General features: G+C 36.1%; 15 protein-coding genes. 5 read left to right on the forward strand and 10 right to left on the reverse strand.

The genetic code is table 11. The features are described 5' to 3' along the window. The first annotated feature begins 84 nt into the window (after positions 1 to 84). A complete protein-coding gene (locus BM383_RS07410) occupies positions 85 to 2,850 on the forward strand; it encodes a carboxypeptidase-like regulatory domain-containing protein (protein WP_093024492.1) in 2,766 nt (921 codons plus the stop codon). Between the two features lie 3 nt (positions 2,851 to 2,853). Beyond that, a complete protein-coding gene (locus tag BM383_RS07415) occupies positions 2,854 to 7,458 on the forward strand; it encodes a TonB-dependent receptor plug domain-containing protein (protein ID WP_093024493.1) in 4,605 nt (1,534 codons plus the stop codon). Between the two features lie 121 nt (positions 7,459 to 7,579). Here BM383_RS07415 and BM383_RS07420 read toward each other — a convergent pair whose 3' ends face one another. The 4 genes from BM383_RS07420 to BM383_RS07435 form a co-directional block, all read right to left on the reverse strand. Further along, positions 7,580 to 7,960: a DUF805 domain-containing protein gene (locus BM383_RS07420; protein ID WP_093024494.1), complete on the reverse strand. Its 381-nt coding sequence runs from the start codon at positions 7,958 to 7,960 to the stop codon at positions 7,580 to 7,582. Positions 7,961 to 7,979: 19 nt separating this feature from the next. Then, positions 7,980 to 8,402, reverse strand: a complete 423-nt coding sequence (locus BM383_RS07425) for a hypothetical protein (RefSeq protein WP_093024495.1) — start codon at positions 8,400 to 8,402, stop codon at positions 7,980 to 7,982. Between the two features lie 106 nt (positions 8,403 to 8,508). Next, positions 8,509 to 9,156, reverse strand: coding sequence for a response regulator (locus BM383_RS07430; protein WP_093024496.1), 648 nt, complete (start codon positions 9,154 to 9,156; stop codon positions 8,509 to 8,511). After that, positions 9,153 to 11,060, reverse strand: a complete 1,908-nt coding sequence (locus BM383_RS07435) for a tetratricopeptide repeat-containing sensor histidine kinase (RefSeq protein ID WP_093024497.1) — start codon at positions 11,058 to 11,060, stop codon at positions 9,153 to 9,155. Before BM383_RS07435 ends, BM383_RS07430 begins: the two co-directional genes overlap by 4 nt. Before the next feature lie 272 nt (positions 11,061 to 11,332). Here BM383_RS07435 and BM383_RS07440 point away from each other — a divergent pair, with 272 nt between their 5' ends. From BM383_RS07440 to BM383_RS07450, 3 genes are all read left to right on the forward strand, one after another. After that, the gene (locus BM383_RS07440) at positions 11,333 to 11,815 is read left to right on the forward strand and encodes a hypothetical protein (RefSeq protein WP_143106360.1); all 483 of its coding nucleotides are present in this window, start codon (positions 11,333 to 11,335) and stop codon (positions 11,813 to 11,815) included. A 156-nt stretch (positions 11,816 to 11,971) separates the two neighbouring features. Then, positions 11,972 to 12,301 (forward strand): hypothetical protein, encoded by a 330-nt coding sequence (locus tag BM383_RS07445; protein WP_093024499.1) that lies wholly within the window; start codon positions 11,972 to 11,974, stop codon positions 12,299 to 12,301. A gap of 71 nt (positions 12,302 to 12,372) precedes the next feature. Next, positions 12,373 to 12,891 (forward strand): hypothetical protein, encoded by a 519-nt coding sequence (locus BM383_RS07450; protein ID WP_093024500.1) that lies wholly within the window; start codon positions 12,373 to 12,375, stop codon positions 12,889 to 12,891. Between the two features lie 29 nt (positions 12,892 to 12,920). On the opposite strand, the gene BM383_RS07455 is transcribed toward BM383_RS07450, so the two are convergent. The 6 genes from BM383_RS07455 to BM383_RS07475 form a co-directional block, all read right to left on the reverse strand. Further along, positions 12,921 to 13,631, reverse strand: a complete 711-nt coding sequence (locus tag BM383_RS07455) for a hypothetical protein (protein ID WP_093024501.1) — start codon at positions 13,629 to 13,631, stop codon at positions 12,921 to 12,923. Positions 13,632 to 13,648: 17 nt separating this feature from the next. Next, a complete protein-coding gene (locus BM383_RS07460; RefSeq protein WP_093024502.1) occupies positions 13,649 to 14,218 on the reverse strand; it encodes a hypothetical protein in 570 nt (189 codons plus the stop codon). Further along, positions 14,219 to 14,563, reverse strand: a complete 345-nt coding sequence (locus BM383_RS07465) for a hypothetical protein (protein WP_093024503.1) — start codon at positions 14,561 to 14,563, stop codon at positions 14,219 to 14,221. Between the two features lie 48 nt (positions 14,564 to 14,611). After that, complete coding sequence (locus tag BM383_RS19055) at positions 14,612 to 14,737, reverse strand: hypothetical protein (RefSeq protein WP_262501697.1); 126 nt, start codon at positions 14,735 to 14,737, stop codon at positions 14,612 to 14,614. A 173-nt stretch (positions 14,738 to 14,910) separates the two neighbouring features. Beyond that, positions 14,911 to 15,555, reverse strand: coding sequence for a hypothetical protein (locus BM383_RS07470; RefSeq protein WP_093024504.1), 645 nt, complete (start codon positions 15,553 to 15,555; stop codon positions 14,911 to 14,913). 39 nt (positions 15,556 to 15,594) lie between these two features. Next, entirely contained in the window at positions 15,595 to 15,795 is a 201-nt protein-coding gene (locus BM383_RS07475; protein WP_093024505.1) for a hypothetical protein, read from the reverse strand. Positions 15,796 to 16,046 lie beyond the last annotated feature (251 nt).

Raw genomic sequence — 16,046 nt, forward strand, 5'->3', positions numbered from 1 at the left:
CTTACTCACTCAAACTTGCATTTCACTCATTCAAACTTCTTTTTATACGTTATAGACAGTACATTTATAGCAAATATTGAAGCTATGAATGTAAAAACTACTTGCTTTTTATTCTTTCTTTTTGTCTTTGTTCAACTCCATGCACAAAAGGGCATTATTTCCGGAGTACTAACTGATGATGAAGGATTGCCACTTCCTGGAGTTACCATCCAAATTAAAGGCACTGATAAAGGAACACAAACCGATTTTGATGGTATCTACAGCATTGATTGTAAAGTTGGCGATGTATTGATCATCACTTTTGTGGGAATGAAAACAAAAGAAGTCACTGTTACTCCTCAAATGTTCCAGAAAGCTACGGCCAAACAACCCAATACTTTTGTTGAGCAAATTTACTCCGATGCGTATACGGAAGCAATTAAGCGCAATAGTGATACACTTGCCACCGCAACCCAAACCAAGAAATGGCTTCCATACGAAGGTATCATCTACAACTCCTACAATATGTCTAACATTAAAAAAGTAAAAGTTGAAGATACGCTGGTTTCTATTCAAACTTATGACAAAACTATTTATTATCAAATTACTTACAATGGTACCGTTTCATGGCGCTTTGCCGATAAAAATACACAACCTGCTTTACAAAATACGTATGTTCAGGGAAGACCTGCAAATGGTAGTTATACATATTTTGGCCCCGAAATGAATGAATTATTTTCCTTTGGACCAGAGCTAAATAATTTCAATAGTAATGAAAATGGAGTAATCCTAAATCCTGCTGATAATTCCATATTAGAAACCACAAAACTCATTCGGAATCAAATAGGATTAGAAGTTTCAAACAGAAAACATCAATTACAAACAGCCTTTACTCATCATAGCTTTAGAGACATTTTTGATACTGAAAAAGGATATCAATTTCAAACCAATCTCAAATATACTTTTGACAACAATACCAGTGCTTTTCTAAAAACCTCATCCAAACAAGTAGCGCAACCCGATATCAATGGACTATACAGCAACGTGTTAAGATCGGCTTATACGACACCGATTAATTTTCAAAACGAAAACGGCTACGTAAATTCAGATAATACCCAACGCAGTTTTAGTCCGGCTAATATGAACAATCCCTATTGGTTGCTCAACCAGAATGAAAACCAACAAAAGGTACGTAATCTCCTAACAAGCATTACTACAAAACAATATTTTGGAGATTTCTACCTCAATGGAGGCATTAGTTTTCTAAAAGATACAGATCGTATGCAGTATGCGTTACCCAAAAACACTGTTGGCTTTTCGAATGGTTATCGAAGTGAAAAGCATTTGGAAAATTCAGCTTTGGAAGCACATGTTGCAACAACTTTTGAACCCGAAATTTACAATGCTGACATCTATCCCAAATTTACTGCAACCGCCAATTACAGCTACCAAAAGTTCGATTATCATCTATTAGAACAAACGGGTTTTGAAAATCTTCAATTTACAAATCCGGAGAGCGAAACACTTAGCAATCGCAACTTACATCAGCATTTATTACGCTATAGTTTGGAGGCATTTGCAGAAGTTGATAATTGGGGTAGCATTTCTCTTAAAAACAACGCCGTGTATAGTTCGCTTCAACAAAGTGAGTTCTTTTTACCTGCTGTTGGTATCAAAATCAGACTGAACAATCTTTTAGACTTTAGTTATAGTGATTTTTGTAACTCCTTAAACCTTACTTTCAATTATGCTAAAGATGCCAACGAAATGCCGTTGTATTACAGCAATACCAGTCATAATTCGTTACGCCTTCTTCCTGAAGAAGCGTACAACTATACTACCAATAATGATCTTTTTGCTTCAAAAAACCTCAACTTTGAAACCGGAAAACATTTTGATATAGGTACCGAAGCGTATTTCTTCAACAACAAAGTAACTTTAACTTTTAATTATTTCAATGACAGAAGTGAACATACCATCCTTCCTGTTTGGGATACCAATGCCTTCCTACTGCAAAATGCAGCAGACATTCATACCACAGGAATTGATATTTCGGCAGGAATCCATCCGTATTATCATAATGATTTTGGATTTGGCTCAACTATCCATTTCAATACCTACCGAGCTACGGTAAGTAAATTACACACCAACGCTACTGCCCTACCCGTGGCTGGTTTTGTGAATGTGAATAAACAATTGATTGTGGGAGAACAAACCGGCACTATTGTAGGAAGTGCGTTTGAACGTGATGCTGCTGGCAATAAAATTATAGGTGCAGATGGTTTTCCTTTAGTTGCTGAAGAATCCAAAATCATAGGAAATACCACTCCAGATTTTACCATGGGCTTTGAAAATACCTTTCATTACAAAAAGCTGAACTTACTCTTTGTAATCGACTGGCAGCAAGGTGGCGATGTTTGGAATGGTACGGAGAGTGTTTTGAATTACTACGGGCGCTCAGCAACTTCAGCAAACCAAAGAACTATTACCAATTATGTGTTTGAGGGTGTTACCCAAACCGGAATGCCCAACACTACCGCAGTAGCTTTTGCCGATCCTAACTCTTCTGTAAATTCCAACCGTTGGGTTCGATATGGCTATAGCGGCGTTGCGGAAGAAGCTATTTCTAGTGCTACCTATATCAATTTAAAAAGCATACAACTCTCCTATGATTTTGCAACTAATCATAACCATACTTTTTTCAGACAACTGGAAGTGGCCTTGTATGCCGAAAACTTATTTTGCTATACCCAAACCAAAGGAATTTCTCCGTATGCTTCGCTTTTCAATTCACAAGCTGGTAACGGATTGCATTATTTCAATATGCCTTTGATGAAAGAAATCGGGCTTAAAGTCAACATCAAAATCTAAGCTATGAAAATCAAACACCTACTCTATACCGTTGCTATGTTCTGTTTGTTCGCTTTTCAAGGTAGCGAGCAACAACCAGCACCTAGTTATCTGGAAAAGATTTATGCACAAACAGACAGACCGCTATACTTTCCGGGAGAAACCATTTGGTACAAAGCTTATGTAACCAAAGCAGATGGCACGCCACAAAACCTGGGAAAATATGTCTATGCGCAACTCATTTCTCCTAAAGGAACCATTGCTAAAAATGCCATTCTAGATTTGAAAGATGGTTATGCCTATGGCGATTTTACGATTGCTACCGATTGGGTTGGCGGTTTATACAAAATACGTTTCTATACCAATTGGATGAAAAACTATGGAGAAGAAGCCTATTTTGAAAAGGAAATCGTGGTTCAAAAAGTCAATACGCCAAATCTGTTATTGAAGTTAGAATTTGATAAAAAAGCCTACGGAAAAGGTGCTTCGGTTATTGCTGATTTTGAGGTGAAAGATTTAAAAAATCAACCGTTGGCTGCTACAGCTTTTAAGTATACGGTTTCTATTGGCGGACAAAAATTAGAAACCAATTCTGCCACTACGAATACAATAGGAAAACATGCCATTCAATTTCAACTACCCGATTCCTTAAACACTACCGATGCTTTGATCAATGTGTTAGTCCCGTATGAAGGCAGTTACGAATCTATTGCGCGCAGTATTCCTGTAACTTTAAACCACATTGATCTTCAGTTTTTACCCGAAGCCGGACAAGCCATTGTGGGCTTTGAACATCCTTTTGCTTTTAAAGCATTGAATGAATTTGGTAAACCTGCGGATGTTTCCGGAGAAATTATAAACGATCAAAACGAAGTGGTAACTACCTTTGAAAGTTTTCATGATGGTATGGGAAGCGTTGCTTTTACACCTAAAAACTCCAATTATTATGCACGTATTACAGCTCCTTTTGTTTCTGACTCTTTAATTGCTATTCCGAATATTCTAACGAGTGGCACTACATTTTCGGTTACCGAAACCAATGCTGCTTACAAGGTACACGTACAATCCTCTTTGCTGAAAGAAGTTAGTGTAACGCTACAATCAGCACATCAAAAAATAGGAACAACGGGTATCATTCCTATCAAAAACCAAAAAGGAACGTATCAAATTCTAAAAGAATCCTTACCAGTAGGCATTGTTTCGGTTCAAGTGAAATCAGGATATACGCTTTTGGCAGAACGCTTGCTATTTACAAATCCAAAACGACAATTAAAAGTTTCGGTTGACTTGGATAAAGAAGTCTATCAAACCAGAGAGCGGGTAAAAGTAAAACTAACCACAACAGATGCCAATGATAATCCAATTCCGGCAAACCTTTCAGTAAGTGTGGCCGACAATAAATTGGTCAACTTTGCCGATGATAAACAAGACCATATTCTTTCTTCGTTATTGTTATCGTCTGAATTAAAAGGAAAAATCCATAAGCCTACTTTTTATTTTGATGCTAAAGAACCCAAAGCCATCCAGGCGTTAGACTATGTAATGTTAACCCACGGCTGGCGTTCGTACATCTCCAATTCTATTACTCCAGAAAACGCCGCCTACAGTCATGATACCAATGCGGTACAATTTGGTGTGGTCACCGATACAGCCGGACAAGGCATTGCGAGTCATTTACTGTTATTTGATACGTATGCGAATGAAGTTCGCGTATTTGATACTGATGAAAAAGGGAATTTCAAATTTGAACACACCCGAAATACCGACCTTATTTTAATGGCGTATACCGAAGAAAACACCCTTCTAAAAATACAAAATGGAGCATTCTTAGGCTCAAAAACCGACTATTGGAACGGAACAACTTTAGCAGACACCACCAAACGAGATTTTACCGCTGATAAAATTTACAAACCCAAAACAACAACCATTCAAGAAAATGTTACTTCTATGAATGACTTAAAAGGTACTGCTGCCGCGCTAGCGCTCCAAGCAGATGCCAGTAATCTTGAGGAAGTGGTGGTAGTTGGGTATGGTACTGTTAAAAAAGAATGCGTAAACGGATCGGTTCAATACATTAGAAGTGATGAACTTTCCTCCGGAAATGAAACTGCTTTGCAGGCTTTACAGGGTAATGTAGCAGGTGTACAAATAACCCAAGCAAATAGCGAGCAAAAACCAGCAGCTAACGTGTCTATTCGTGGAATGGCTTCTGTGAGTGGTAATAGTCAGCCACTCTTTGTGATCGATGGTGTTCCGTATGATGGGAATACTTTGAACAATGGCTATTTTCAACAATTAAACGCCAATAATATTGATAACATTACCATTGTAAAAGGAGCTGCTGCTGCTACGTTGTATGGTTCCAGGGGAAGTAATGGCGTAATTGTGATGACTACTAAAGACAATTCCTATCATCACTATTATCAAAAATCGTTTCCTAAAAAGAAAGATTTCAAATTTGCTACAGAACTCTACTATTCCAGTGCGCCTAGCACTACACAACCTAAAATGTTTTACATGCCCGTCTATGGCGAAAAAACACAGCCACAAGAAGAGCGAACTGATTTTAGAAATACATTGTATTGGAATCCGGTTATCCAAACCGATGCCAACGGAGAAGCTAATTTTGTGTTCTATAATTCTGATGCTATTTCTTCTTTTGTAATCACTACGGAAGGAATTGGGTACAATGGTTTGATAGGTCATACTACTCAGGAATACGCTACGAAGAAGTTTTTGCATATTCAAACAACCACACCCAACTATATGGCGTTGAACGATACCGTTCAAATTCCGATAGTCATCAAAAATGAAGCAGCAGATACACTCAAAACAAAACTGGGCGTTGCATTGCCTAAAGAACTGCAATTAGTATCCAAAACCAATACTTATTATACCATCCCGCCTAACGAAACTGTGCGCACTTATGTAAAAGTGATACCAACAGAAATCACCAAAACAGCTACCTTGTCTATCTTTGCGTTTACAGATTCTTACCGTGATAATGTTTCCAAAGAGATTACCATTGTGAGTCCGTATTTCCCTATGCAGGCTTCTTTGGCAGGCACCAAAAATGATAGTTTTATTTTTCAAGTTGACGAACCCATTGAAGGAAGTATTCAAGCTGAATTTAATGTGTATACCGATATTGTAGGCAGTGTCATGGACGGTATTGAAGGTATTATGAGACAACCTTGGGGATGTTTTGAACAAGCTTCCTCCGCTACCTATCCCAATGTTTTGGCGTTACAGTATTTACGAGAAACCGGAAAATCTAATCCGCAGATTGAAGCAAAAGCCTATCAATACATTAAATCTGGTTACAAAAAGTTAAGCGGTTTTGAAACCAAAAAGAATGGTTTTGAATGGTATGGAGATACGCCACCGCACGAAGCCCTTTCTGCTTATGGGTTGATGGAGTTTACCGAAATGAAAAAAGTATATCCCAACGTTGATGAAGCCCTATTGCAGCGAACTATTGACTTTTTAATGAGCAGAAAAAACGGAACGGGAGGATTTAAACAACACAGTGGCAAGTATGGTTTTTCGGGTGCTCCTAGAGATGTTAACAATGCCTATATTGTCTATGCGCTGAGCGAAGCCGGAGTTACTGCCGATTTTGAAAAAGAATACCAACACGCCTACCATCAAGCATTGCAACAAGAAGATGCCTACCAAATGGCGTTGCTCACCTGTGCTGCATTCAATCTCAATAAAAAAGCCGATGCAGAAGCCATGCTGGCCAAACTATTAAAAGCTATAGAAACCAATGGATTTGAGAAACTGCCTGTTCGTGCTACCTTAACCCGCTCTTGGGGAGATGCTAAACAAATAGAAACAGCTGCCTTTACCGTCATGGCATTGCTCAAAGCTAAAGCCTATGATACCGAAGTAATGCAAGGAATCAGGTATTTGATGTCAAAACGTAAATACGGTCGTTTTGGTTCGTCGCAAGCTACGGCCATGACTTTAAAAGCTCTGATTGCTTATGGAAAAACTCAAAAACAAAAATTGCTAGCCAATAACAATAGTTTTACGTTAACCATTAACGGAAATCCTATTCATCAAGCTATTGAAGTGAATGATGCCGGACGCATCCAAATTAATAACATTGCACAATACCTTAGCTCAGGTACGCAAACCGTTACCATGGAATTTGCAAATGGTGCTAATACATTTCCGTACGAACTCAATATTGCTTGGGATACTAGAAAACCTACTACGGCTTCGGTTTGTAAAGTTCGGGTGGCTACCCAATTGCAACAGCAACAAGTTCAGGTAGGCGAAACCGTGCGTTTACACACTACAGTGACCAATACTACCAACAGTCCTATTCCTATGGTAACAGCTATGATTGGGATTCCTAGTGGGGCTTCGGTAGCGCCATGGCAACTGAAAGAATTGACCGAAAAATCAAAAGCGGATTATGTAGAGCTTTTTGATAATTATTTGGTATGCTATTGGAAAGAAATGAATTCTAACGAAGTTAAAACCATTGATCTGGATCTAAAAGCAGAAGTTCCCGGAGTATACCAAGCCCCAGCTACCAATGCCTATTTGTATTACACCGACGAATACAAACACTGGATTGCCGGACCTATATTGGAGATTGAGTCTTCTAAAAGATAAACGAATGCCATACTGAAAATTATATTTTCACATAACTTCTGTATTCATTCTTAAAAAATAAAAAAGGAACTATTTGAAAACAGTTCCTTTTTTATTAATTGCATTTTAAAATATGGATTCTTTATGCTGCAGAAACAGATCCTAACTTCGGATTTTCTCCATAGACATTGGCTTCGGGTTGGCTATCAGTAAGCATTAAGATCAATAACCAAAATCCACCTATAAAAGGGATACAACCCACCAAGAGCATCCAACCACTTTTGCCAATATCGTGTAAGCGCCTTACGCCAACTGCTAAAGATGGTACCAGTGTAACTAACAAATACAAACCATACAACGCCATAAAAGCAGGAGTATCGAGTACTGAATTTAAAATGAAGGCTATGATCATGATGGCTCCTGCAAATAAACCGTTGAACAACGCAAACATAAAATATTCTTTTCTGCGTGCACGTCCCTGAAAATCATTATACTGACGTAACACTTTTACAAACCATTTCATACGTTTCTTTTTTTATAAATTAAACAGTAAATAAAAACGATGCTACAATCATCCAAATTCCAACAGCAATCCCCAAGATGCCTAGTTTTCCTTGTTTGGGAGCTATTCTTTCTCTAATGGCAGCTGCTTTGGTTTGTGCAGAAGGACTTTTACCAAGGACCAAACTATTGATCAATGAAAATCCTAACATAAAACCAAGACCTGCTTCTACAACGCTTCCTGCCAATAATGTTCCCCACCAGATGGGCGCTGTTGTAATAAGTCCTAAACTTAGAAAAGAACTGATAATGCCCCATACACCAAAAAAACAAAAGGCCAATCCTATCCATCCCTGGTAAGGAGCTACTTTGGCCAATAGTTCTTCTGCGTTAGGCTTTTTTGCCAATAACAAAGAAGGCACTGCAATAATGCTGAGTAAAATAAGTGTGATTCCGTAGATCATGATAAAACTTTTTTTTGATTTCTATACTGCAAAGATGCTTTGAAACACCACTATGCACATAGCCGGAATCTTGTGAAATTGCAATCCCTGAAAACAGGGATGCTGTTTAGTCTATCAACTTATTTTCAATGGCATAGCGTGTTAACCCTGCCAGATTTCTCACATTTAATTTAGAAATAAGGCTTTTTCGGTAGCTTTCAATCGTGTGCTTGCTTAAAAACAAAGCATCGGCAATTTCTTGTGTAGTATATTCTTGCGCTATCAGTTTAATAACTTCTTCTTCTCTACTTGTTAACGTGATCTTGGGTGCCGTTTTGGCTTCAAACATAGCATTCATCACTACTTGTTTGATACGGTTTGAAAAATAAGGATTGCCTTCTAAAATGGTTCGGATTGCTGTTAACAATTCTTGCTTTTCAGAATTTTTAGAAATATATCCATTCACGTTGGCTTCGGTAAGGTTTTTAATGGTATCGGCATCTTCCAGCATACTTACTACCAATGTTTTTATATTCGGAAACATTTCTTTGACCGCTTTGTTCAACGCCACACCATCCATATCGGGCATGTTGATATCGGTAATGATAAGGTCTATTGCTTCACCTCCATTGATCTGAAGGTATTTTAGTACTTGTGCGCCGTTGCTAGCGGTTAACACTACTTCTATATCTGGTTCGTGGGTTAAAATACTTTTAACGCCATCTATAAACATGGCGTGATCATCTGCTATGATCATTTGATAGGGTTTGCTCATGACGATGCTTTTGGTATGCTTATACTTACTACGGTTCCGCGTTGTGGCGCACTGTCAATAGCCAATGTTCCGTGCAACGTTTCTACTCTGTAAATGATGTTTTTTAATCCGATTCCCTGTGCCGATTTTTCAGTATCGAATCCTTTACCGTCATCTTCATACAACAGTTCAATACTTTCTTCCTCAGGTACTACACTTACTTGCAGATTAATCTGCTGGGCAGCTGCGTGTTTTACCGCGTTGGTCATCAACTCTTTAATTATGTTGAACAACACTACTTGAATGGCAGGATCTATGGTATTGATAGCCGCTTCCGGAAACGATTGAAAATGAATTGTGAAGTTTTGATGCTTCGCTATATCGTCTACATAATGGGCTATCAACTTGGTGAATGCTTTTTCTTTAAAAGCCTTGGGTAAAAGACTGTGCGAGATCTCCCTTACCTGTTCATAGGTGCTGTCTACTTGTTGTATCAGCGTATGCATCTCTTGATCTTCCTGTGGAAGCGTATGCATTTTTAATTTAATTCCTGCTAAATTTCCACCAATACTATCATGCAATTCTCTGGCAATACGGCCACGTTCTTTATTTTGCGCTTCCATGGCTGTTTTTACCAAATCTAATTCTTGCTTTTGCAATAACGATTCCACTTCTTGCTTGTTCATGGCTTCTTGTTGCTGATTGAGTAAACTCTGCGTTTGTAATTTTTGGTAGTATAAAACCAATAATAAAATAATGGGAATTAAAATTACCAGAAACCCAATTAGAAACGCATTCTTAATTGTTTTTTGTCGGTCTATTTCTGCTTCTTTTTGCAATTGTTCTTTTTGCAAGGCATCAATAGCTCTTTCTTTCTTGAGGGTTTCATATTTAGTCTCAATATCTTTTACCAAACGTTGATTTTGTTTAGAAGCAATTTCTCTATTCAATACTTGATTTTGTGTCATTAACCCATAGGCATTCTTATAGTCTTTTTTAGCTACGTACAATCTGGTTAACTCTTGTATCACACTTCTTTGCAACTCTAACCGATTCCATGACAAGGTATTGGCATAAGCCGTAGACAAGGCAATTTCTGCAATAAAATATTCTTCCTTTTCTCTGTAGATACTTCCTTCGGCAATAGTTGCTTTGATATATAAATCGTAAAATCCCTGAGCTAGCGCTTCTTTTTTAGTAGTTTCAAAAACAGCAATAGCTTCTTTGGTGTTACCTTCCCGTGTCCAAACCCTTGCTCTTTGAATAGCCACGCGCAAAGCCAAAGCGGGTTGTTGTTGAATCTTCGGATGTGACAATGCATTGGTATACCACTGCTTGGCATTTTCTAATTGTTGTTGCACAAAATAAGCATCGCCCTGATTGGCCATCACTGCCAACCGAACGTTTAGTGGTAAAGACGCTTGCAGCAGCCTATCTAAAATAGGCTGTGCTTTTGCTACAGTACCTTTGAACAAGTATGTTCTGGCTAAACCTAACTGCAAGTATGCCTGTATAGCAGTTTCGCTGTCTTCATCTACCGAAATTCCCTGAATAAAAGCTGCAATGGCTTCGTCTAGCAAACCTATCTCTCTTTTTCCGGTAGCCTCTAGAAAATAAGCTTTTTGCAGGTAGTATAAATGCTCTTTATGTTGTGCTGCAATATCAGGTAGCAACTGATGCATTTTGTTTCCGTAAGCCAATACAGAATCAGCCAAATCAGTTTTTACAAAAGCTTCTCCTATGGTATCTATGTAGGCTATTCTTTGCAAGGGTGTTGTAGCCTCCTGAAGTTTGTCGTACCATTCGGGACTTACATCTATAGGGACTACTCCAAATGCTCTGAAATGGCTTTCTTGGTCTTGCGCCATTCCAAAGTGCATCCCAAACAACAATAACAGTAATGCTATAGCCAGGCTATATTTCATTTGTAAACAATTTCTGGTGCAAAGAAACTATTTCTTGAAAAAGCTGCCTATTCAAACAACGATATTAACAGAAGTTTCTATTGGTACGCTACGAAAAGTATATCATCAACTTGTTTGTTAGTTTTAGGTACCAACTCATAGTTCATGGTTTAATCGTTTTAATACCCTATAAAGTTTTTCACTGATTCTTCTTAACAGTGCTTTAGGTAATAAGCTATTTTTCTGTTAATACAAAACAGGAAATATGCTACCATTACACAACTTAACTAATTTTGCGATTATATATTATCCAAATACATACTTTGCTAGACAATCAAAAACTATATACGTTAGCAGAAATAGAACCACTCATTAGAGTAAATGCTATTATTGACGGAAGATCTGGTGGCTTCGTTATAGGAGATCTTTCATTAGATACTATTCAACTGATGCGTGAGCATCAACAGGAAGGTTTTTATGAAATAGTTACCACAGTGCATCCGGGATCTTATATTTTGAACCCTTTTGCTACTGCCCAAAAAAGGTACAACCTGCTACAATTAAATGCCGAATTTCCTGAGCTGGAGAAAGTGTTGTTTAATGATGAAATTCCTGATAATATAAAAACTCTTGATGCTAGGCCAGCTCGTAAAGAACATCAGGGACAGCATAAAATCATCTTTATAGACCAACTATCGCAGCAGATCATCAATCCTTACGCTACGCAAAAACAGTTACAAGCGTTAGATACACTAAACCGAAATTATAGTAAGTAACTCACCTTTTCAATGGTTTTTCTATTATACCATACTTTACACCGTTACCATAGAATTTGCAACAGGTGCTGATACTTTTCCGTACGAATTGAATATTGTAAGGATACTAAAAAAACCAACTACGACTTTGTTTGTAAAGCTCGGGTTGTTAAATACATGCAACAGCAACAAATGAATGTTGGTGAAACCTTGCGTTTACATACTACAATAACCAATACTACCAACAGTCCTATTACTATGGTAATGGCCATGATTGGGATTCCTAGTGGAGTTTCGGTAGCATCTTGGCAATTTAAAGAATTGACTGAAAAAGCAAAAGCAGATTATGTAAAGCTCTTTGATAATCATTTGGTATGCTATTGGAAAGAAATGAATTCTAACGAAGTTAAAACCATTGATCTAGATCTAAAAGCAGAAGTTCCCAGAGTATACCAAGCCACGGCTACCAATGCCTATTTATATTACACCGACGAATACAAACACTAGATTGGCGAACCTATGTTAGAGATTGAGTAATTGGCATGATTCATGAATAGTTTTAATAAACTATAGTTATGATGAAAAAATTACTAGGATTTGGTGTATTGGTTGGTATATTTATTTCCTTAGGTTGCAGTTGTCCACCGCCGAAAAAACATAAAGATGCTTTGCTTCTTAATCTAGAAATAGCCGAATGTGTTTTTATTGGTGATGTCATAGCAGTAGATTCCTTAAACCATCGATTTACTGTGAGAGTTACGGAATCTTTAGATGGTGGAGACGCAGAGGGAAATATTTATGAAGGAAGCTATGGTGATTGTAACCATCGCATTTTAAAAAAAGAAAAATGGATTTTTTATGGAGGTTATAGTGGGTCTGATTATTTTTCTCCCATAGGTTGCGGAATTAGCAGACCTTATAATTCTCCTAAAAGCACAGCTATTTCAGAGTTATTAATTCTTCCTCCACCACCAGATACATATGAACAAGTAGATTTTTCTAAATATTTAGATTCCTGTAATATCGTTCAAGATCAATTAGCACATAAATTACTCATGGAAGAACTACACTATTTACGAACATTACGAGATTTCTAAGCTTCATGAAATACATGGGGATTTTGATTTTAAGAAACCCATAAAGTATCTCGTTCTATAACTTTCCAATGACCTTCTTCTTTTACGCAAAACACAATACTACCAGAACCACATAACTCTCCACAGCTTATAATTACATAAAATATAGCTTTGTTCTGTGTTTTATTCATCTTTATATCCGAAAAGTATATGGAAGCTACGTATCTATAAGAACTACTTTTCCAATACACATTATCTTCTTTTTCTAACTCATTTAAATCTTTGATTTGATATTTCCCCGTATCGTTTAGTTGATGTACATCAAATGAACTTTTTTGATACTGTGTACTATCCACCAAAGCTATAAACAGTTGGTCAAAGTCAGATGAAGCAATTGCATCTGAGTAATAACCTTTTGGAAATAAACTATCTTTAGTGTCCCAATATCTAAACGCTTGTTTTGGATTTATATAAAAAGGAGCTATGCCAATTACTAAATCTGCCGTATCCAGCTGAGGGTGTTCCAGTACTTTTTTTAATTTACTTTGTTTTTGAAAAAACTCAATAGAATCTTGTTTTGTTTTTGCATATTCCAATGGCACGGGCGGTAAAGGTGGCTCTTCATAATAATAATCTGTACCTATGAGCTCTAAAAAAACATTGTTTAGCAAAGTTATTTTTTCTGTAGCAGGTTTTGTTGATGAGCTACAACTAACCAGACACATAGCGCATAACCAACTAATAATTAATATGTTTTTCATACCTATATTGTTTCCTTTTAGAAAAATCCGGGAGCACGACTAACTGTTATTGTTTTTGCCTTTCTCAAATGGATCTGTTTTCTATTTCTAATTTTTTTATTCTTTAATTGTTTAATATTACTATAATCTATTTCACAATTTAAAGGTAAATTCAATTGAAACTCCCCATTTTCATTGGTTCTTGTTTCATAAATTGTATCATCATCTTTAAGATAAACATAGATAGCGCGTTCTTTTAAAATTTCTCTATCTTCATCAATGGCTATCCCCTTTATCAAGCAAGAATCTGCATGTTGCACATGTGTTTGACCATATGCTGAAAACATAAAGGTTGTGCCTATAAATAAAGAAGAAGCAATGGTTATTTTTTTCAATTGCTTCATTTTCAAGAACAGCTCCAACTGATGATTCGACAAGATGACACACTTCTTTTTTCCAAAATAGTTTTTAACAATACTCTCTATGGATTTGTTTGACAAATTAGGCAACGTAGTCATACATTTTTCACATAATTTTTCATCACTTGTTCCTTTCATTTGATCACAATCTTCGAGACATGGATTGTTTTGTAATAATTCCTTTTTCATCTACTTACAATTTTTTAAAACCTCCCATGCAACCGTAACGGTTAAGGTTGCCGGATCGTACTTAAAATCAGTGATGGGGTCTATACAGGTTATAGGTACAAACCCTTGTTTTAATTGACTGGTATCTGTATACCCTAAAAAACTACCATAACAATATACTTTGTAACAATATTTCTTTTCTAAATCGGTCAACGTTTCATACTGGTTTTCACCTATAAAATTAAATACTGGAAATGCTATAGTTCCCAAGGCTATTGAATCATTAGATAGCGGTATATGTTGAAGCACTACTTTCAGATCCATTTGCGAAAAAACCAAGTCGGCATGTGTACCTTCTTTGGGCATGGAAAGTTGGAAATTTCCATCATAGTCCGAAGTTACTTTTTCAGTAGATCAATCCCAATAAATATCTACTCCAGGCATACCAGAACCTTCCATAACCGTAATACCTGTTACTTGTGCATACATTGTAGTAGCGCAACCTATTACTAAAACCAGTAACCATGGTATTGTTTTCATAAGGATTTTGATTTTAAATTATTGTTAGTTTCTATCTTCTTTGGTGAATTTTCAATTTGATTGATTACCTCCTCAATATACAACCTTTTTACAAACCAAACTCTCAACCTATAAAAACAAAGTAGTATTAATAAGTCTTATAGGTTAACCTAAATCTTTTTTATATGTATGCTTTATTCTATTCGATTAAACATATTTTTATAATTAAACTCATCAATAATCTCATCGCAAATTGCGTTCAGTTTAACTAATTTGAGTTCGTTGTTTGTTTTATAATTTAAATTCGGATTATCCTTTTCAGTTGTTAAATTGAAAGTGTTAAAACGATTAGTAAATTCGGTTGACTTGGTAAAAAACCAAAAATACCTCTGTGGTTGATGATTTTGAGATAAAATATTTTTATAAACCAATCCATTTTTTCCTATGCTATCAGGCTTTGATTGATAATATTTTACTTTTTCAGACTTTAGTTTTTCAATATTCTTTTTATAGAGATTAATTAGTTTTGAATCAGATAATTTCAGTGAATTAAAACCACCACAGTTATCATATTTTTTCACATAACTGTCTTTTCCATTTTTCCAAAATGCATACATAGTAAAATAAGTCCCATTTGAATTACAAGAATTTGAGTCGTTCAAATCATAAATGTACACACTACCATAAGTAATTCGTTTTACTACAAAAAAATCTGAAATTCCTTTTTCATTTAATTTCGTTTTAAATTCTAAAATAAATGAATCAGTTCGGTCATTTTTTTCTTGTCCGAAGGTTAGATTAAAAATCAGAACTAAAATAATACCTAAAGATTTCTGCATGATTTTTCAATTATTCAATTGTTTCTGTATTTATTGTAATTATGAAAAATATCTATAAATTCCAGCAATTCCAATCATAAAAAAAGCAATTAATGCGCCAATTATCTTAATACTAGAAGACTTAAGCATATAATCATCTTTTCTCATTTTATTCCAATCTTTGATTTCGTAATATCCCCAGAATATTGACATCAATAAACAAAGTATTCCTAAAATTAGTTCAAATTCTTTCGTATTCATATTTCAGTCAAATGTTTTACAACTCATGTAATCCTAACCAATATACAACTTTTATGCGTTTAAAGAATTCTAAGAACACTTTTAAGGTTATAAATTTTGTTGTGATGTATTAAAATAGACGCTAAAAGATGTATGCAAAGCCGTTTTGCAAGTATGCAAAGCCATTTTGTATGTATGCAAAATCGTTTTGTATGTATGCAAAGCCATTTTGTATGTATGCAAAGCCGTTTTGTATGTATGCAAAGCCGTTT

Origin of the sequence: Pustulibacterium marinum, from assembly GCF_900116665.1 — a bacterium.
Taxonomy (GTDB): domain Bacteria; phylum Bacteroidota; class Bacteroidia; order Flavobacteriales; family Flavobacteriaceae; genus Pustulibacterium; species Pustulibacterium marinum.